Source organism: Methylobacterium sp. AMS5, assembly GCF_001542815.1.
Classification (GTDB): Bacteria; Pseudomonadota; Alphaproteobacteria; order Rhizobiales; family Beijerinckiaceae; genus Methylobacterium.
In genome coordinates, this window is sequence record NZ_CP006992.1 from 3024718 (window position 1) to 3042168 (window position 17451).

Below are 17451 nucleotides of genomic sequence, written 5' to 3' on the forward strand. Positions count from 1 at the left end.
GGCCATACCGAAATCGGCACCGCAACCCTATACGAACCGGCAAACCGCACTACGACGTGCGGAGTGTATCCTTCGCGAGAATCGAGCGAACCATGGCGTCGAAGCGGGTTCCCACCAGCCCCTACCCGGACCAGAAGCCCGGCACCTCGGGCCTACGCAAGAAGGTGCCCGTCTTCCGGCAGCCGCACTACGTCCAGAACTTCGTCCAGGCGATCATCGACTGCATCCCCGACCGGAAGGGCGCGACCCTGGTGATCGGCGGGGACGGGCGCTTCTTCAACGAGCAGGTGGTGCAGATCGCCCTCAAGATCGCCGCCGCCAACGGTTTCGGGCGGGTGCTGGTGGGGCAGAACGGCCTGCTCTCGACGCCGGCCGCCTCCTGCGTCATCCGCAAGCACGGCGCGGTCGGCGGCATCGTGCTGTCGGCGAGCCACAATCCGGGTGGACCGGAGGGCGATTTCGGTATCAAGTTCAACGGCAGCAACGGCGGTCCCGCGCCGGAAAGCGTCACCGCGGCGATCTTCGAGCGCACCAAGGCGATCGGCGATTACCGCATCTCGGACGCGCCCGATCTCGACCTCGGGCGGATCGGCACGAGCGCGATCGACGGGATGACGGTGGAGGTGATCGACCCCGTCGCCGACTACGCCGAGTTGATGCGCACGCTGTTCGACTTCGAGGCGCTCGGGAAGATGTTCGCCTCCGGCTTCCGGATGCGTTTCGACGCGCTCTCGGCGGTGACCGGCCCCTACGCCAAGGCGATCCTGGAAGGCGCCCTCGGCGCGGCGCCGGGCACGGTCGTCAACGGCGAGCCCAAGCCTGATTTCGGCGGACACCATCCCGATCCGAACCCGGTCCACGCCCACGAGCTGTTCGAGCTGATGCATGGGCCCGACGCACCGGATTTCGGGGCGGCGTCCGACGGTGACGGCGATCGCAACATGATCGTGGCGCCCGGCCTGTTCGTGACGCCGAGCGACAGCCTCGCCATCCTCGCCGCCCACGCCCACCGCGCACCGGGCTATGCCGCGGGGTTGGCGGGCGTCGCCCGCTCGATGCCGACGAGCCGCGCCGTCGATCGTGTCGCCGCCGCGCTCAAGATCGAGGCGTTCGAGACGCCGACCGGCTGGAAGTTCTTCGGCAACCTGCTGGATGCCGGCCGCATCACGCTCTGCGGCGAGGAGAGCGCCGGCACCGGCTCGAACCACGTGCGCGAGAAGGACGGGCTGTGGGCGGTGCTGCTCTGGCTCAACATCCTGGCCGCGACCGGCAAGCCTGCGCAGGAACTGGTGCGGGCGCACTGGGCCGAGTTCGGCCGCGACTACTACACCCGCCACGATTACGAGGAGATCGATTCCGGCGCCGCCAACCGGCTGATGGAAGGCCTGCGCGCCAAGATCGGCTCGCTACCGGGCACCCGGATCGGCGGCCTCACCGTGAAGGCGGCGGACGATTTCCGCTACGTCGATCCGGTCGACGGCTCGGTGACGGAGGCGCAGGGCGTGCGCGTCACCTTCGCGGAGGATGCGCGCATCGTCTACCGCCTCTCGGGCACCGGCACGGCCGGGGCGACCCTGCGCGTCTATATCGAGCGCTACGAAGCCGCGACCGACCGGCTTGAGCTGCCGGTGGCCGAGATGCTCGGGCCCGTCGTCGCGGTGGCGCGGGAGCTGGCGGGCATCGAGGCGATCACCGGCCGCGCGGAGCCGAGCGTCGTGACGTGACGAGACGAGGCCGCGCTGGCGGGGCGGGGCTCGGCCTCGCCCTGCTGTTCGCGTCAGCTCTCCCCGCCCGCGGCGCCGAGGTGATCCTCGGGTCGTCCCGCTTCGAACTGCCGGCCGTGTTCGAGGGCTGGACCCGCCGGGAGGCCGGCGACGGTCTCGTGTTCGAGCGCGTCTTCGAGCCGACCACGCCGCGCGGGCGCAAGGGCGCGGCCCTCTTGATCGTCGCCAAGCCGAAGCCGGCCTCGGGCCGGTTCGACGAGACGTTCAGCGCCTTCGTTCGCAGCCTCAAGCAGATCCCGCCCGGTGAGAAGCCGCTCACGGCGAAGGCCGGCGAAACCCTCGACGGGCACCGCATCCGCGTCGAGCAGCGTTGCTGTCGCACGACGGACGGCCTCCGCATGGCGGCCTGGCATATCGGGATCGCCACCAAGACGAGCCAGCATTTCCTGATGCTTCTCACCCTGCAGCTCGAACGCGAGCACCAGAACCCGATCCGCGAGGGGTTCGAGGCGCTGGTGGGCTCCTACCGCCCGGCCAGGGACGACCGCGGCCTCGTTCTGGCACCCGCCCGGGGTGATGGCGGCCTCGACGGGCTCTACACGCGCACCAAGACGCAGCTCCGCCCCAACGCCTTCGGCGGGATGGACTTCACCGCCGATCAGGACACGCTGCTGTTCGACAAGGGCGGCCTCTACACCACGTCGCTTCCGCGCGACGGCGACATAGCGGCCCATTGCAGGGCCGAACCCGCCACCTGCGGCACCTACGCGCTAAAGGGCGGCTGGCTCTCGGCCAACCGCATCGAGCGGGTCGAGGTGGAGGACGGATTCGGCCGCGTCACGCGCTCCGCCGAAGCGTTCTCCCGCACCAAGGATGGGCTGACCATCGGTGGCGACACCTCTTTCGCAGTGCCGCCCTTCGCCGACAGGCACCGCTTCGACGGCACATGGAACCACACGTTCGGATCGAGCGGCGCGATGGGCTCGGTCGGCGGCACGCATACCCTCGCACTGACGCCCGACGGTCGCTTCACCCGCGAGGGCGGCGTCGGCTTCTCCTCGACCGGCGGTTCAATGGACGGCGGCACCGTGGTCGCCGGCCACAGCCGACGGCCGGTGCGCAGCGGCCGCTACACGGTCTCGGGTTACGGGCTGACTCTCACGGACGATGCTGGGACCAGCGAAACGCTCAGCCTGTTCGCGCCCGACCGGGGTTCGGACAAACTGCTGGTGATCGGCGGGGCGAATTACCTGAAGCAGGGCAAGTAAGCGGGGATTCCGAGCGGGAGCTTCGCCGGATCGAACCTGGCGAGTGGCTGTTGCAAAGTGCTCTCGGATGGCCGCAAGCCCTTGCGAGCATTCAAAATGCGACTGCCCTGTTCACATGAGCGAGCGGCCCAATCGTCAAAAAATGGCAGAAGCGCCACGGATGACCGAATATGATGGGCGGGAGATGGTCCTGACTCTACACAACGGCGAATCTTCAGTTCGCGTACTCATCGAGACCAAAAGCGCACTCGGGCTCTATCGATACTCAGTAGAGCGTTATTATGGTCCAGCAGATGAGAATGAAGGTCCAGGGCCGGACGGGTTTATGGCCCAAACTTCAGTATCCATCCTCTTCCACTCGGCCGAAGATGCCGAGCGAGAAGCACAGGCCTTGTATTCGATCGACTGAAATTCTGTCTTGTGCTGTTCTTAGCGTGGACCCGACATAGGCATCAGGTCTGGTTCGGCTTCAGCTGATAGAAAATATGCCGGCCGATCATGTCCTTGCGCTTGAGCCGGCGCGACCAGCCCGGGCGGACGTAATCGGCGTGATAGTGGGTCGCGCCGCCGACCTCGCTGACATAGGTGCGGCCGTCGATCACCGCGCTGGCGACGCGGGTCGCGCTGCGCCAGGATTCCGCGTCGGTGATGCGCAGCGCCTTGCCTTCGCAAGCGAAGGAGAACTGGCAACCCATGAAGCGGTGGCGGTTCTGATAGACGACGCCGCAGACCGAGGACGGGTAGAGCCCGCTCTTGACGCGGTTCAGGATGACCTGCGCGACGGCGGCCTGCCCCTCCTCGGGCTCGCTGCGCGCCTCGAAGTAGACGGCTTCGGCGAGGCAGCGCTGCTCGCGGTCCATCGCATTCGGATCGATCAGGTCGGCATAGTGCGACTTGGCCTCCGGCGCCGTCATCTGCGGATCGAGGGTGGAGGGGCCGCGATCGAGACGGGCCGAGAAGCCGGGTAGGGCGAGGTTCGCCGCGGCGACCTCGATCGGGGTCGCGTCGGCGGGCGCAGGCGTGACCGAGGACAGGGCGACGGCGCGGGGGGTGGCGGGGGTGGCGCCATCGGAGTCAGCGAGCGCGGGGAGGCCGTCCTCGACAGGCTTGGACTCATGGGAGGCGCCGGGCGCCACGAGACCCGCATCGATGACGTCCGGGCTCCAGGCGGTGGACGCCACGAGCGCGCCGGTCGTCGTGACATCCCGCTCTGAGAGCTGAGCGGGTCGAAGCGTGGCATCGGTGCCCGCAGTGGCAGTGAAGGACACCAGCAAGCCGCTGGCCAGCATCCACGGCACCACGGCCGAGACGATCCAGCGGGGGCCGATCCCCAGGCCTCGAACGCGCCTCGTACGCAACGCCGACACTCCACACTCACGATCGGCCGGAGGCCTCAGCTTAGACGAAGCCGGGGCGACCGTTCCTCATGAGGAGAGTTTAATCGCGAACGTGGTTGCCGGACGGTTAAGGGCTCGGACGGCCGTGACGCTGGGCCATGCCGTGGACGAGGAGCGCTGCGTAGCCGCTGGCATTCTGCGAGGCGACGATCATCCGGCCCGCCTCGCGGCCGTTTCGGTCGGCCTCGACGTAGACGAGCCCGGTGACCCCGACCGCTGTCGTCAATGTCGCGATGATCCAGAGATAGGCCGCCTGTATCGCCCGGTGACCGGGAGCGATCGCGCGATGATCGAGGAGGGCGGAGGGAGAGTCGGGATGCGACATGGCTGGAAGTCCCGCGGGTGCCCTGGTCGGAAGACCGATCGGCGCTCTCCGCGCTATGGACTCCCGCTAGCAGGTAACGTGCTCGCGCGACATGGGTTCGGCGGGCTGTCCGCAAAATTATTGCAAAGCTTGATCCACCTCCCGGAAAGGCCCCGCGGGTCATGCCCGCGGGGTCGTCATGCGTCGTCTCAGGCGTCCTTGCCGAGCGCCGCTTGCGCCGCGGCGAGGCGGGCGATCGGCACGCGGAAGGGCGAGCAGGAGACGTAATCGAGCCCAACCTCCTGGCAGAAGGCGATCGAGGCGGGATCACCGCCGTGCTCGCCGCAAATGCCGAGCTTGAGCCCGGCGCGGGTCTTGCGCCCGCGCTCGGCGCCGATTTTCACCAGCTCACCCACGCCCTCCTGATCGATCGACACGAACGGATCGACCGAGAGGATGCCCTTCTGGGTGTAGGGGCCGAGGAAGGTCGCGGCGTCGTCGCGGGAGATGCCGAGCGCGGTCTGGGTGAGATCGTTGGTGCCGAAGGAGAAGAACTCCGCCGTCTCGGCGATCTCGCCGGCCATCAGCGCCGCGCGCGGCAGCTCGATCATCGTGCCGACCTGATATTCGAGCTTCGCGCCGGTCTCCTCCGTCACGGCCTTGGCCATGGCATCGATGCGAGCCTTGACGATGTCGAACTCCATCCGCGTGAACACCAGCGGCACCATCACCTCCGAGGTCACCGGGGCACCGGTATCCTTGGCGGCCTGCACCGCGGCCTCGAAGATCGCGCGGGCCTGCATCTCGGCGATTTCGGGGAAGGCGATGGCGAGGCGGCAACCGCGGAAGCCGAGCATCGGGTTGTGCTCGGAGAGTTCGCGGATGCGGTTGCGGATCTTGTCCTCGCTGATGCCGGTGGCCGACATCACCTCGCGGATTTCCTCGTCGGTGTGCGGCAGGAACTCGTGCAGCGGCGGATCGAGCAGGCGGATCGTGACGGGCAGGCCCGACATGATCGTGAACAGCTCGACGAAGTCCTGACGCTGGTAGGGCAGGATCTTGGCGAGCGCCGCGCGACGGCCTTCGGTGTCGTCGGCGAGGATCATCTCGCGCACCGCCACGATCCGGTCGCCCTCGAAGAACATGTGCTCGGTCCGGCACAGGCCGATCCCTTCCGCACCGAACTTGCGGGCGGCGCGGGCGTCGGCCGGGGTGTCCGCGTTGGTGCGCACCTTCATGGTGCGAACCGCATCCGCCCACTCCATCAGGGCGGCGAAGTCGCCCGACAGCTCCGGCTGGAGCATCTTGACCTCGCCCTGGATCACCTGACCGGTCGAGCCGTCGACGGTGATGACGTCACCCGCCTTCAGGGTCACGCCGCCGACGGTGAGGGTCTTGGCCTTGTAATCGATCCGGATCGAGCCGACGCCGGAAACGCAGGGCTTGCCCATGCCGCGGGCGACCACCGCCGCGTGGCTGGTCATGCCGCCGCGCGTCGTAAGGATGCCCTCGGCGGCGTGCATGCCGTGGATGTCCTCCGGGGAGGTCTCGATGCGCACGAGGATGCACTTGCGCTCGGCCTTCTTGGCGGCCTCCGCCTCCTCCGAGTTGAACACGATCTCGCCGACCGCCGCGCCCGGCGAGGCGGGCAGGCCGGTGGCGATCACCGTCCGCTCGGCATCCGGGTCGATGGTGGGGTGCAGGAGCTGATCGAGCGCGCCGGGCTCGATGCGCTTGATCGCCTCTTCCTTCGAGATCAGGCCTTCGCCCGCGAGTTCGACGGCGATGCGCAGGGCTGCCTTGGCGGTGCGCTTGCCGTTGCGGGTCTGGAGCATCCAGAGCTTACCCCGCTCGATGGTGAACTCCATGTCCTGCATGTCGCGGTAGTGCTTCTCGAGGATCCCGTAGATCCGCGTCAGCTCGGCGAAGCTCTCGGGCATCGCCTTTTCCATCGAGGGCTTGTCGGATTTCGCCTCGATGCGGGCCTTCTCGGTGATGTCCTGCGGGGTGCGGATGCCCGCCACCACGTCCTCGCCCTGGGCGTTGATGAGGAACTCGCCGTAGAGCGCGCTCTCGCCGGTGGAAGGGTTGCGGGTGAAGGCGACGCCGGTGGCCGAGGTATCGCCCATATTGCCGAACACCATGGCCTGGACGTTGACCGCCGTGCCCCAGCTCTCGGGGATCTGGTTCAGCTCGCGGTACTTCTTGGCTCGCGGGATCATCCAGGAATCGAACACCGCGCCGATCGCGCCCCAGAGCTGGTCCTCCGCGCCTTGCGGGAAGTCGGATCCGTGCTCGTCGCGGACGATCTTTTTGTAGACGCCGATTAGGTGCTTCCAGTCGTCGGCCTTCAGGTCGGTGTCGAGGGTGAGGCCCTTCTGCTCCTTGTAGTGCTCCAGCGCCTCCTCGAAGGCGTGGTGCTCCACGCCGAGCACGACGTTCGAATACATCGTGATGAAGCGGCGGTAGGAATCGTAGGCGAAGCGTTCGTCGTCGGCATCCTTGGCCAGGGCCTCGACGGTGGCGTCGTTGAGGCCGAGATTGAGCACCGTATCCATCATGCCCGGCATCGAGGCGCGTGCGCCGGAGCGGACCGAGACGAGCAGCGGCTTTTCCGCATCGCCGAAGCGGCGGCCGGTGAGCGTGCCGACCTTCTCGAGGGCTTCCTTCACGGCGTCGGTGAGCTCGGCGGGGTAGGTCTCGCCATGCTGGTAATAGTAGGTGCAGACCTCAGTCGTGATGGTGAAGCCGGGGGGAACCGGAAGGCCGAGATTGGACATCTCGGCGAGGTTCGCGCCCTTGCCGCCGAGGAGGTTGCGCATCGCTGCCTCGCCTTCGGCCTTGCCGTCACCGAAGGAATAGACCCATTTCGTCATCAGGCTCTCCGCTGGACGGATTTGGCGACCCAAGCGCCGTTCACGCGGGCGTGGCGCATCTCATGTCGCAGTGCAAGGATTAGCTTCGCGTCGCTCCGCGGCGGGGAGTGACGATGTGCGGGCGCTGTCAGGAACTAAAGTACGCTCGCCAAAGGACAGAGATCCGGCGCCAGCGTTAAGGCGCGCGGTTCAGGAAAAATGACGCAGCACACCCAGGCCGATCAATCCGACGACGATCAGGTAGACCGCTACGATGTAGTTGAGCAGCCGCGGTGCGATTAGGATGAGGATGCCCGCCAGGATCGCGACGATCGGCTGCAGGTTCGACACGGCGATGGTCATGAGCAAACTCCACGGCCAAGCTCGACCGCACGATGAAGACGTTCCGGCTCCGGCTCCAGTTCCCTGCCCCAGAGACCGGGCCAGGCAATGCTCGACGACACGGACTCAGGCCGTTGCTGTCCTCCGGGCCGCACGTCTCGATCGTCAGTCTCTGTATGCATGACGCTCGTAGAATCGAACGTCGTCCCTCAGGATATCGGTCAGTCGCGCCATCAACTGCGGGTCATCGAGCATCTCCGATCGTTCGTCGGATCGCGGCGTGACATTGACCTGATGTCCAGGATCGATTGGCCGACCGGCCAGTGCTGAAAGAGATGTAAAGAACGCGTCACGCCGGTCATGCCGGCCTATCAGGTCGAAGCATGACATGTCGACACCCTCAAAATAAGTTTGTGACATGTGATGTGTATGGATCGGGATCCGAGCCATTTCTAATATGCTCATCTTGCTCTGCTTAATATATCGCAACAGCACTCCCCCGACATCATCAGGGAGTGATTTGAAGAAATAGTAAGTCGATATCAAGGCCTCGACAGGGTGACGAAGCATAACAAACCGCTTCGCTCCAGCAATATGGCGATATTTGTTGATATGAAGGTGCCCAAAGACACATTCGATGCCAGGCGGGATAGTGAAAGTACGCGTGAAATAGTTGATAGGATCGAAGGTTGCAGGGGATTCGACAAGCGCAGGCGCTTCATCGTAATCGTTGAGCAAGCTCGTTCCGTAAGCAGCCTGCAGGGCGGCGGCAATCGATGAACCGCCAGCCTTGGGATAATGGACACCGATCAGCATTCCGCGAATCCATTGATAAGCGTGGATTTATAACAGGCCCCTCCTGAGGCAACTGGCAGCGATTGGGCCTGATACGGCATCAAGTCCTATACTTGCTGCTGCGCTTCACCACCACACGGGCGCCGACGGGGACGCGCTCGTAGAGATCGACGATGTCCTCGTTGAGCATGCGCACGCAGCCCGAGGACATCTGCTCGCCGATGCTCCACGGTTCGTTGGTGCCGTGGATGCGGAACATCGTGTCGCGGCTGCCCTGGTAGAGGTAGAGCGCGCGCGCGCCGAGCGGGTTGTCGATACCGCCCTTGCGCGAGCGCTCGATGCCCGGATTGAGCGAGACCATCGTCGTGGTCGGGCTCCAGTCCGGCCAGACGCCCTTGCGGCCGATGCGGGCGTCGCCCTTCCAGGAGAAGCCGGCCTTGCCGACGCCGACGCCGTATTGGAGGGCCGTGCCGCCCTCCTGCACGAGGGCGAGATGACGCTTGTCGATATCGACAACGATCGTGCCCGGCGCCTCCGGACCGCTATAGGCCACTTCCTGACGGCGGTACTTCGGGTCGATGCGCGACCGGTCGACCAGCGGCACGTCGAACGGCTTGTCGGGCATCGTGCCGATGTACCAGGCCGCATCGTCGTCGCCTCCGGCCATCCGGCCCGGCTTCGAGGATTGGCAGGCCGCCAGCGGAATGAGGCAGAACGCGGCGAGCAGGACCCGGCGGGTGCTGCTGCGCGCCGTCCTATCGGCGGTTCGGGGGGCTGCCATGGCGGCTCCTGTCGCCGCCGTCGGGGGCGGGTTGGCGTTGCGGATCATGCGCCATGACTACCCGTCCTTGAGCGGATCGGGTGTGACTTCGAGGCCGCATCGGCGGAGGAACGTTGCCGTGAGGCCGTCTCGCCCCGGGCCCAGGGCGCCTTATCTCTCGCGCAAGATCGCGTGAGGAGGGGCACGATGCCCGAGACCGAGACCGAACTCGTTGCGGAAGCCGACGTCGCGACGCTCGCGCCAGCGATCCATCTCGACCATTGCGTCATCCACGTCTCCGACTGGGAGCGCTCGACGGTCTTCTACCGGGACGTGCTGCGAGCCGAGGTGATCCCGTTCGGCCGAGGCGCGGTCTTCCGGTTCGGCGGCGTGCAACTCAATGTGCATGGCCCCGGTCAAATCGGCACGCCGCGGGCGCGCGAGCCCGTGATGCCCGGCGGCAGCGACCTGTGTTTCCGCTGGTCGGGCTCGATCGAGGATGCGATGGCGCATCTGGCCGCCCACGGCGTCGCGGTCGAACTCGGGCCGGTGGAGCGCAACGGCGCGGCGGGGCAGGGCGTGAGCGTCTACTTCCGTGATCCGGACGGCTCGCTCATGGAGTTCATCACCTATCCGACACCGTGAATGCACCATGGGTGGCGCAACCGGCGATGACGGCCAATCGTTGACCGGTCGTGAGGGGCGGAAGAGCGAGGATGGAGCGAGCCATGCGGCGCCTGACGATCACGACGCTGGCCCTGTCCGCGTCGATCCTCTCGGCCGGTCCGGGCTGGGCCTTCGGCCCCGGCGGCGGGTCATCGGGCGAGGGTGACGGCTATCTGCGGCAGGAACTCCAGAATCCCGGCTACATCGAACCGAGCCCCTATGCCTATCGCAAAGGGTACCGTCCGAACGATCCGGGTGCTGAATACGAGGCGCGCCGACGGGGCTACCCCATCTACGGCCAGTGGGGCTGGAAGTATCGCTGAACGTCCACGCCGCTCCGTCTCGAAAGCTCACGGCTTCGATTGCCTCAGACGTTGCCGATGCGCTCGGCCAGCCGCTGATTGGTCTGCTCCAGTCGCAGGGCGAGTTCACGCATGACGGCGATGCTGATCTGCGGAAATTGCGCGAGCAACTCGATGAAGACGTCGCGGTCGATCCGCAAAGCCGTCGTCGCCATATCCGCGGTGACGGTCGCCGAGCGCGGCTGATCGGCGAGAATCCCCATCTCGCCGACGAGAGCGTTGGGGCCGAGCAGGGCAAGCCGGACCGGGCCGAACGGGCCGTCGATGGACACCGCAGCCGACCCTTCGAGGATCAGATAAGCCGCGTCCGCCGCCTCACCGCGCGCGAAGAAGGCTTGCCCCGCCTCGAAATGGACCCGCTCGCTGGTGAAAGCGAGGAGCTTGAGGCGAGACGGTTCCACCTCGCGGAACAACGGCACCTGCCGTAGGGACATCACCTCGGTGTCGAGGGTCATGGACTCACTCCGATGCGCCCCCCTGGGCGGCAGGCGGAAAGGGCCGCCGGTAGACGCACCTGCGAACGGTGTCAAAGTCGCGGTCCGCTCGCCCTCCTGACGTCCCTGGAAAAAGAGATCCGGCGAGATTTCGTCATCGCCCCAGGCAACCGGCATCATAATGCCGCAGGCGACGATCAGCGTCGGGTGGCGAGACCGATCCTGCTGGAACCTGGCGCCTCACGCTTCGCGCTCGCATTGGGCTGCGGCGAGTCCACGGGCTCCTCATGCGTCGTCGGCGTCGGGCTATCCTCCGGCGCTGGCATGGCCGGCATCGGCGTCCTGTTCGGCTCAGGGTGGCTCGCTCTCCCCGACGCCGCATCAGACTTGGCTACAAGCGAAGCCTTTACCATATATCGATTTGTCATCCGGGTTCCTCTCGGCTGTGGATGGCCTGTGGAAACGCGTTCACAACTCCGCGCAGCGCATTGGCGTGAGCAGAGCTAACGTCTGGACGAAACAGGGGTTTCCCCGGAGCCGGCGGTCGATACAGCCAAGGAACAATCGAGAGGGGTGATGGTTGAGAGGGGTGTGAAGAGTTGGCCTGAGGAGGCGCAGATGGCATCTGGTAATTCCACCTCGAAGCGAGGTTTCGCTTCCATGAATATCGAACGGCAGCGCGAGATCGCCAGTAAGGGCGGTCGTTCCGTCCCGGCGGACAAGCGGTCGTTCTCGCAAGATCGTGAACTGGCCTCGTCGGCCGGCCGCAAGGGTGGTCAATCGACCGGTCGCACGGGCGAGGCTTAACCCGGCTGAGGCGGTGACGGGCGCGGGGTCCGCGCCCGACCGCCCAGCCTTCTCCAAATAAGAAATATACTTCTATTCGACAGGCGCTGAGGGCGTCTGTTTTTTTAAGTGGTGACCGGACATTCAGGACGCTTCGTCTGCGCGAGCCAGCTCACGCCATTTGACGACGAGATCCTCGAATACGCGAAGATCGGCTTCGTCGAGCCGGCCCAGGGTGCGTGCGACATAGTCAGCCTGCGCCGCGATCCCGCGGGCAGCGACTCGCGCGCCGGCCTCGGTCAGGTGAAGGGCATGGGATCGGCGATCGCCGGGGATCGGGCGGCGCTCGACGAGACCGGCCTCGACGAGGCGGTCGATGAGGCCGGAGACGTTGCCCTTCGTGACGTAGAGCCGGGCAGCCAATTCCTGCTGCGTCAGCCCCTCACGTTCGCTCAAGGTCGACACCACGTCGAATTGCGGGATCGACAGGCCGAGTTCCCGCAACTCCGCAGCGACCGCGGCGGTGACTCGCCGACTGAGGCGGATGAACCGAAACCAGACCCGAAGCGGATCGACGGGGTCGGCGTTCGATGCGGGGCGATCTTGACGCTCGGACATGCCCGTCCAGCTTGTAGCAGAGGGATGCACCCCGGAAAGCCGAGTGGCGCGCCCCACCCCCAGCCTGTAGACTGCGCGACAGGTTATCCTCGTCTTCTTCTTCCCCTCATTCATCTCCGGGGCCATGCGCCGTCAGCTTCTCGATGAACCGGTGACCCGGGCCGGCCGCTACGCGCGAACGCTCGCCCTGTTCTCCCTGATCGTTACCGGCATGGCGGTACTGATCGTGCGCAGCCCTTCGGCGGAGCCCGCAGCGGCCCTTGCCGTGCTGGGAAGCGGGGTCGCGCTCTCCGTCATCGCGGTGGCGCTGGCCCTGTTCGCGATGGCGCGGGTCTGGCGGGAAGGTGCGGGCGGTCTCGGCGCTGCCGTCGGCGGCCTGTTCGTGGCGAGCCTCGTCCTGGCCTATCCCGCCTATGCCGCGCTCAAAGGGGTACGCCTGCCGGCGCTCACCGATGTGACGACGGATACCGAGCGCCCGCCCGCCTTCTCACGCTCGCGCCTTGCCTTCGCCGCCCGCGAGGGCCGCTACCCGACGGAACCCGGACCGGCGGCCCGAGAGGCGCAGCGGGCGGCCTATCCACAGATCGCGCCCCTCACTCTCGACGTGGAGGCCGACGAAGCCTTCGAACTCGCCCGCAAGGCGGCGGTGAATCGCAAGTGGCAGATCGTCGAGGCGATCCGGCCCGGCGGGCGGATCGGGAACGGCCGCATCGAGGCAGTGGCCCGAACCCGGATTCTGAACCTGCCCGCCGACATCACTGTGCGGGTGCACCCGCGGGCCGACGGCGCGCGCATCGACGTGCGTTCGGCCTCCCGGATCGGCGACCGCGATTTCGGCGACAATGCCGACCGCATCCGATCCTATCTCGACGAGGTCGCCAACCTCGCCATCGCTCTGAAGTAGCGGTTCTATAAATCGGAACTCAGGCGGGGCGGAACGCGCCGTCGAGCAGGGGCGGGCCGTCGGTGACCGCAAAGCCCCGTTCCACCAGATCCTCGAGATGGGCGAAGACCGAGAGGGCGGCGGCACCCCGCAGGTGCGGTGCGAGACCCTGGTAGACGGTGCCAACGATCGTTGCGATGTCGCGATCGCCCGCGGCCAGCCGAGCGCGGATCGCGGCCTCGCGCTGGCGTCGGTGGGCGGCAAGTCCGCGCACGAACCGGCGCGGATCGCGCACGGGTCCGCCGTGACCCGGCCAGTACAACGTCTCGTCCCGCTCCCGCAGCCGCTCCAGCGATTCCATGTAGGCCCGCATCGACCCATCGGGCGGTGCGACGATCGAGGTCGACCACGCCATGACGTGATCGCCGGAGAACAGCACATTCTCTTCGGGCAGGGCGAAAGCGAGGTGGTTCATGGTGTGGCCGGGCGTCGCGACGGCGGTCAGCGTCCAGCCCTCACCGGTCAGGCTCTCCCCATCCGCCAATTCCCGGTCGGGCCGATGTTCGCGGTCGGCGCTGGCATCGAGGATGGGCAGCTCGTTCTCGGCGAGCTGCCGCGCGGCCCGGTGCGGACCGCAGCCGACGATCGGTGCGCCCGTCCGCGCCTGCAGGAGGCGCGCACCCGGGGAGTGATCGCGGTGGGTGTGGGTGACGACAATGGCCGACACCGCCTCGCCGTCGAGCGAGGCGAGCAAGCCCTCGACATGCCCGGCATCCGCCGGCCCTGGATCGATCACGGCGACCCGGCCGCGCCCGACGATGTAGCTACAGGTTCCGCTCGCGGTGAACGGACCGCCATTGGGGCAGATCCGCCGCCGCACGAGGGGGCTCAGCGATTCCGTCCTGCCAGAGACGGGCAACGCGCTTTCGAAACCGGGGGAGGGGGCCAGCGCGTCCGCGGACGATTCACTCATAGACGACGGCTTCGATGCGACGAGGGTGCCGCCCGCCTACGACAGCCCGGCGCTTTCGCCAACTCGTCGGGCCTGAGCGATCAATGCCCGAACGGTGACGGTGACACCATGCGGACCGCTGCGAATCCTTCGCCGCGCGAAACGACCGGTGCGAAACCGGCGGAAGCCCCGACGGTCGGAAGCGTTGGGATTTGCGCTTCGGCGACCTGCAGGCGTCGGGCGCCACTCCCCTTCGCCTGCAGAGCCTCACGGAACGCCGCTTTCGCCGCATCGCGGCGCAGGGCACCGACGCGATCCTCGATGGCGTTGCGGTGGGGCCGGCTCAAAGCAGCGATGCGGTAATCGACGAGCGCCGGCCCTGTGCGGGAGAGGCCTGCGACGAGATCCGCTCCCTCCTCCGACGCGACGACATCGCCGGGGCGAAGCGTCCGGTCGTCGGCCAGCGGCATCAACAGGGCCGCGGCACCCGAGGGCTGACAGGAGCAGTTCTCGACGCGGGTGCGGCGATAGAGGTTGGCTGTGGCGGCACGCAGATAGGGACGGCCGTCGAGGGCAACGGACTGCTCGAGTTCGGCCCGCCCCGGCGCCAGGGTGAACACTTCGGTCGGCGCATTGGGACAGGCCGCGGCACAGGCCGCCGCATGAACGGGAAGGTCGGCGCGCGCATGCAGACGGCCGAGGGGAAAGACGTATCCGTCGCAACGGCGCATGCAGACGGTCCGCGTCCCTGCCGCGAAGGAGGCCGGGGACGCCACCCTCGCTCGTGCGCGACCGGGTGTCGAACGCGCCTCCAGGCGCGGCGTTCGCTGCACGAAGCGAGGCCCGGCAATGCGTCGCGTGTCAGGGAGCGAGGCGTAGCGCCGGGGCGCCTTCGGTCCCGGCTTTGCGATCGTCGCGGGCGGGGGGCTTGCCGCCCCGAAGATCGTCTCGAACAACTCGTTGAGCAAACCGCGCTCCGAGGCACGCACCATCGTCGTCGCGCTGATCGTCCCAAAGCCGATCAGCAGACCCACCAGTGCGGTGGCGACAAGTCGGTGACGCGGCCGCACTCGCGCCGCACCGGCATCGCTCTTCGCCACCCACGCGCCGGGCTTACGCTTGCCGAATCCCATCGTTGCCCCCCGTCGATCTGGCGCGTTCGCCATGGAGACGAGACCGGCCGGACATTTCGCCCGGGATCAGCTAGTCGGCCGTTTGCGGGGAGGACAATGTCGGCAAACCACGCAGGCGCGGCCGTATCTGCCGAGTGAAAACCGGCCAGAGTGCAAAGCCTTGCCGCGCCACTCTCTTTCGATCCGTATGGCGGACGACGCCGCGCATCGGCAGGCCCGCCTCTGTGGACAGCTCGATGCCATGAAAAAAGCGCCGCCCGGTGGGACGGCGCTTGGAATGGATGCATTCGGATCGAATGAAAGCCGGCCGCATCAGCGGCGGTGAACAGACTTCACGCGAACGGGAATGGGCTGAAGAACCGGTTGCGGTGAGAGCGCCGAAACGAGCCGTGCAGCGGCCTCCAGAACGGCTTTCGCTTGAGCGATACCGGGGACGAAGATCTTTTTCTGTGCGGGCACGCCGGAGGCCTCCTTCACATCGTCAAGTCTGAGTGTCGTATGATCGTCTGGGAATGAGATGGTGACGAACGGCCGAATTTGCCAGTCGGTTCCAGAGGCGTAGCACGGTCGCAGGCACACCGTAACAAAGTGTTCACAGCCTTGGAAACGGAAAAGGAACCTGCGGCGAAAACTTGGCGTTATTGCTTCCATGAGGCTGCGGCACGGGCCGCGCCAGTTCTTGGAAGGAAGTTCGACATGCTCGGTTGGGCTGTAACATTCCTGGTGGTTGCCCTCGTCGCGGCCCTGCTGGGCTTCGGCGGCATCGCCGGCACGGCCATGGAGGCCGCAAAGCTCGTCTTCTTCGTTGCGATCGTCCTGTTCGCGATCTCGGCCGTGATCGGCCTGATGCGCGGTCGTTCGCCGACCCTGTAGCCGTTCGCGACCATGACAAACGAGCCGCACCCGGCAGCGGGGGCGGCTCGCGCCACGACGAAAAGACAGATGACGGATCAGGCGCTCGCCGGATCGTCCGGATTGGGGGAATCGTCCTCAAGCCGCGCAATCAGATCTCGAAAGCGATCCGGGATCGGCTGCTGAACCACGGAATCGTAGAGTGTGCGCAGATGGGTTCCGATGCGCCTCTGCGCCTGGTCATTCAAACCATTCTCGCCACGCCCTCGAGTGGGCCGGTCCCTGGAGGGGAACGCGCCGGCCGGCTCGTTCTCGTTCATGCGTTCAAGATCCCCTTGGCGCCACGTCTGCCGCGATTGTCTTGCAGCTTGACATGAGTCATGGCTTCAGCAGCAACGCCGACATGCGGCTAGGGTTCCGCATGGGCCAGGAACGGACGTCCAGCCCCCGCGTTAGGGGCGCAGCGACAAACGAAGAGCGAAGAGGCTCAGGGGAACTCATGTCCACAGCACAACTGGTCGTGCAGCATCTTCCGTATCTGCGCCGTTATGCGCGCGCGCTCACGGGCAGTCAGGTGGCGGGCGATGCCTACGTCGCGGCCACCCTCGAGACGCTGGTCAACGAGCCCGAGACCCTCGGCCGCAGCACGAACGTCAAGGCCGACCTGTTCCGCGTCTTCACGCGGATCTGGAACTCGCTGTCCGTGAACGGCCACAGCGATCAGGTGCAGCACGACCTGCCGGCCGAAGTTCGGCTCGGCCAGATCACGCCGCTTCCCCGGCAGGCGTTCCTGCTCTCGTGCCTCGAAGGCTTTTCGGAGGAGGATGCGGGCGTAATCCTCGACGTGGACGTCTCCAAGGTGCGCGATCTCGTTGACGAAGCGGGCCGCGAGCTCGCCGCCGACATGGCCACGGAGATTCTCATCATCGAGGACGAGCCGCTGATCGCCATGGATCTGGAAGCCCTGGTCGAGGGCCTCGGCCACAACGTCATCGGCGTGGCGCGCACCCGCACCGAGGCGGTCAAGATCGCCTCCGAGAGCAAGCGCCCCGGCCTGATCCTCGCCGACATCCAGCTCGCCGACGGCTCGTCGGGGCTGGATGCCGTCAACGACTTGCTGAAGACCTTCGAGGTGCCGGTGATCTTCATCACGGCCTATCCCGAGCGCTTCCTCACCGGCGAGCGCCCCGAGCCGGCCTTCCTCATCGCCAAGCCGTTCCAGCCCGCCAACGTGTCGGCCGTCATCAGCCAGGCTTTGTTCTTCCAGCAAAGCGCGCGCCGCCGCGAGGCGCACAGCGCCTGAACCTCAGCTTCCGGGCA

The 17451-nt window shown here is 66.7% G+C and carries 20 protein-coding genes; 9 read left to right on the forward strand and 11 right to left on the reverse strand.

The features are described 5' to 3' along the window. The first annotated feature begins 92 nt into the window (after positions 1-92). From Y590_RS13495 to Y590_RS26450, 3 genes are all read left to right on the forward strand, one after another. Positions 93-1724 (forward strand): alpha-D-glucose phosphate-specific phosphoglucomutase, encoded by a 1632-nt coding sequence (locus tag Y590_RS13495; protein ID WP_060770297.1) that lies wholly within the window; start codon positions 93-95, stop codon positions 1722-1724. Further along, a complete protein-coding gene (locus Y590_RS13500; RefSeq protein WP_060770298.1) occupies positions 1721-2992 on the forward strand; it encodes a hypothetical protein in 1272 nt (423 codons plus the stop codon). The genes Y590_RS13495 and Y590_RS13500 overlap by 4 nt, the downstream gene beginning before the upstream one ends. Positions 2993-3107: 115 nt before the next feature. Further along, entirely contained in the window at positions 3108-3401 is a 294-nt protein-coding gene (locus Y590_RS26450; RefSeq protein WP_144439974.1) for a hypothetical protein, read from the forward strand. Between the two features lie 43 nt (positions 3402-3444). On the opposite strand, the gene Y590_RS13505 is transcribed toward Y590_RS26450, so the two are convergent. The 6 genes from Y590_RS13505 to Y590_RS13520 all read right to left on the reverse strand — a co-directional run bounded on the left by Y590_RS13505 (position 3445) and on the right by Y590_RS13520 (position 9466). Continuing rightward, the gene (locus Y590_RS13505) at positions 3445-4350 is read right to left on the reverse strand and encodes a cell wall hydrolase (protein ID WP_060772290.1); all 906 of its coding nucleotides are present in this window, start codon (positions 4348-4350) and stop codon (positions 3445-3447) included. 106 nt (positions 4351-4456) lie between these two features. Continuing rightward, positions 4457-4714, reverse strand: a complete 258-nt coding sequence (locus Y590_RS13510; protein ID WP_060770299.1) for a hypothetical protein — start codon at positions 4712-4714, stop codon at positions 4457-4459. Between the two features lie 188 nt (positions 4715-4902). Next, complete coding sequence (gene ppdK / locus Y590_RS13515) at positions 4903-7569, reverse strand: pyruvate, phosphate dikinase (protein WP_060770300.1); 2667 nt, start codon at positions 7567-7569, stop codon at positions 4903-4905. 189 nt (positions 7570-7758) lie between these two features. Next, a complete protein-coding gene (locus Y590_RS25740; protein ID WP_083530849.1) occupies positions 7759-7911 on the reverse strand; it encodes a DUF3096 domain-containing protein in 153 nt (50 codons plus the stop codon). 144 nt (positions 7912-8055) lie between these two features. Beyond that, positions 8056-8706 (reverse strand): sulfotransferase family protein, encoded by a 651-nt coding sequence (locus Y590_RS26455; RefSeq protein WP_144439975.1) that lies wholly within the window; start codon positions 8704-8706, stop codon positions 8056-8058. A gap of 79 nt (positions 8707-8785) precedes the next feature. Then, positions 8786-9466: a L,D-transpeptidase gene (locus Y590_RS13520; RefSeq protein ID WP_060772291.1), complete on the reverse strand. Its 681-nt coding sequence runs from the start codon at positions 9464-9466 to the stop codon at positions 8786-8788. A gap of 186 nt (positions 9467-9652) precedes the next feature. Here Y590_RS13520 and Y590_RS13525 point away from each other — a divergent pair, with 186 nt between their 5' ends. Both Y590_RS13525 and Y590_RS13530 read left to right on the forward strand, forming a co-directional pair. Beyond that, a complete protein-coding gene (locus Y590_RS13525) occupies positions 9653-10090 on the forward strand; it encodes a VOC family protein (RefSeq protein ID WP_060770301.1) in 438 nt (145 codons plus the stop codon). 71 nt (positions 10091-10161) lie between these two features. Beyond that, entirely contained in the window at positions 10162-10434 is a 273-nt protein-coding gene (locus Y590_RS13530; protein ID WP_245517542.1) for a hypothetical protein, read from the forward strand. 44 nt (positions 10435-10478) lie between these two features. On the opposite strand, the gene Y590_RS13535 is transcribed toward Y590_RS13530, so the two are convergent. Beyond that, positions 10479-10928: a Crp/Fnr family transcriptional regulator gene (locus tag Y590_RS13535; protein ID WP_060770303.1), complete on the reverse strand. Its 450-nt coding sequence runs from the start codon at positions 10926-10928 to the stop codon at positions 10479-10481. A gap of 597 nt (positions 10929-11525) precedes the next feature. Between Y590_RS13535 and Y590_RS13540 the strand changes: the two genes are divergently transcribed. Continuing rightward, the gene (locus tag Y590_RS13540; RefSeq protein WP_012254235.1) at positions 11526-11714 is read left to right on the forward strand and encodes a con-10 family general stress protein; all 189 of its coding nucleotides are present in this window, start codon (positions 11526-11528) and stop codon (positions 11712-11714) included. A gap of 123 nt (positions 11715-11837) precedes the next feature. Here the strand turns inward: Y590_RS13540 and Y590_RS13545 are convergent, their stop codons facing one another. Beyond that, positions 11838-12311, reverse strand: coding sequence for a MarR family winged helix-turn-helix transcriptional regulator (locus tag Y590_RS13545; protein ID WP_060770304.1), 474 nt, complete (start codon positions 12309-12311; stop codon positions 11838-11840). A gap of 124 nt (positions 12312-12435) precedes the next feature. On the opposite strand from Y590_RS13545, the gene Y590_RS13550 reads away from it, so the two are divergent. After that, positions 12436-13215, forward strand: a complete 780-nt coding sequence (locus tag Y590_RS13550; protein WP_060770305.1) for a DUF1499 domain-containing protein — start codon at positions 12436-12438, stop codon at positions 13213-13215. 19 nt (positions 13216-13234) lie between these two features. Here Y590_RS13550 and Y590_RS13555 read toward each other — a convergent pair whose 3' ends face one another. Both Y590_RS13555 and Y590_RS13560 read right to left on the reverse strand, forming a co-directional pair. Beyond that, a complete protein-coding gene (locus Y590_RS13555; protein WP_060770306.1) occupies positions 13235-14167 on the reverse strand; it encodes an MBL fold metallo-hydrolase in 933 nt (310 codons plus the stop codon). A gap of 80 nt (positions 14168-14247) precedes the next feature. Beyond that, positions 14248-15312 (reverse strand): DUF2865 domain-containing protein, encoded by a 1065-nt coding sequence (locus Y590_RS13560; protein WP_353612584.1) that lies wholly within the window; start codon positions 15310-15312, stop codon positions 14248-14250. A 663-nt stretch (positions 15313-15975) separates the two neighbouring features. Here Y590_RS13560 and Y590_RS25750 point away from each other — a divergent pair. Then, on the forward strand, positions 15976-16152 hold the full coding sequence (locus tag Y590_RS25750; RefSeq protein ID WP_003599466.1) for a DUF1328 domain-containing protein: 177 nt from the start codon (positions 15976-15978) through the stop codon (positions 16150-16152). 77 nt (positions 16153-16229) lie between these two features. Here Y590_RS25750 and Y590_RS13565 read toward each other — a convergent pair whose 3' ends face one another. Further along, entirely contained in the window at positions 16230-16451 is a 222-nt protein-coding gene (locus Y590_RS13565; RefSeq protein WP_060770308.1) for a NepR family anti-sigma factor, read from the reverse strand. 179 nt (positions 16452-16630) lie between these two features. Between Y590_RS13565 and Y590_RS13570 the strand changes: the two genes are divergently transcribed. After that, positions 16631-17434 carry a response regulator gene (locus Y590_RS13570; protein ID WP_060770309.1) on the forward strand — a complete coding sequence of 268 codons (804 nt, stop codon included), beginning with the start codon at positions 16631-16633 and terminating at the stop codon, positions 17432-17434. The last annotated feature ends 17 nt before the right edge of the window (positions 17435-17451 follow it).

Bases quoted from the DNA above. Each gene is read 5' to 3' on its own strand.
- Y590_RS13495 (WP_060770297.1), top strand. From the start codon at position 93: ATGGCGTCGAAGCGGGTTCCCACCAGCCCCTACCCGGACCAGAAGCCC.
- Y590_RS26450 (WP_144439974.1), top strand. From the start codon at position 3,108: ATGAGCGAGCGGCCCAATCGTCAAAAAATGGCAGAAGCGCCACGGATG.
- Y590_RS13510 (WP_060770299.1), bottom strand. From the start codon at position 4,714: ATGTCGCATCCCGACTCTCCCTCCGCCCTCCTCGATCATCGCGCGATC.
- ppdK (WP_060770300.1), bottom strand. From the start codon at position 7,569: ATGACGAAATGGGTCTATTCCTTCGGTGACGGCAAGGCCGAAGGCGAG.
- Y590_RS25740 (WP_083530849.1), bottom strand. From the start codon at position 7,911: ATGACCATCGCCGTGTCGAACCTGCAGCCGATCGTCGCGATCCTGGCG.
- Y590_RS26455 (WP_144439975.1), bottom strand. From the start codon at position 8,706: ATGCTGATCGGTGTCCATTATCCCAAGGCTGGCGGTTCATCGATTGCC.
- Y590_RS13520 (WP_060772291.1), bottom strand. From the start codon at position 9,466: ATGGCAGCCCCCCGAACCGCCGATAGGACGGCGCGCAGCAGCACCCGC.
- Y590_RS13525 (WP_060770301.1), top strand. From the start codon at position 9,653: ATGCCCGAGACCGAGACCGAACTCGTTGCGGAAGCCGACGTCGCGACG.
- Y590_RS13530 (WP_245517542.1), top strand. From the start codon at position 10,162: ATGGAGCGAGCCATGCGGCGCCTGACGATCACGACGCTGGCCCTGTCC.
- Y590_RS13535 (WP_060770303.1), bottom strand. From the start codon at position 10,928: ATGACCCTCGACACCGAGGTGATGTCCCTACGGCAGGTGCCGTTGTTC.
- Y590_RS13540 (WP_012254235.1), top strand. From the start codon at position 11,526: ATGGCATCTGGTAATTCCACCTCGAAGCGAGGTTTCGCTTCCATGAAT.
- Y590_RS13545 (WP_060770304.1), bottom strand. From the start codon at position 12,311: ATGTCCGAGCGTCAAGATCGCCCCGCATCGAACGCCGACCCCGTCGAT.
- Y590_RS13550 (WP_060770305.1), top strand. From the start codon at position 12,436: ATGCGCCGTCAGCTTCTCGATGAACCGGTGACCCGGGCCGGCCGCTAC.
- Y590_RS13555 (WP_060770306.1), bottom strand. From the start codon at position 14,167: ATGAGTGAATCGTCCGCGGACGCGCTGGCCCCCTCCCCCGGTTTCGAA.
- Y590_RS13560 (WP_353612584.1), bottom strand. From the start codon at position 15,312: ATGGCGAACGCGCCAGATCGACGGGGGGCAACGATGGGATTCGGCAAG.
- Y590_RS25750 (WP_003599466.1), top strand. From the start codon at position 15,976: ATGCTCGGTTGGGCTGTAACATTCCTGGTGGTTGCCCTCGTCGCGGCC.
- Y590_RS13565 (WP_060770308.1), bottom strand. From the start codon at position 16,451: ATGAACGAGAACGAGCCGGCCGGCGCGTTCCCCTCCAGGGACCGGCCC.
- Y590_RS13570 (WP_060770309.1), top strand. From the start codon at position 16,631: ATGTCCACAGCACAACTGGTCGTGCAGCATCTTCCGTATCTGCGCCGT.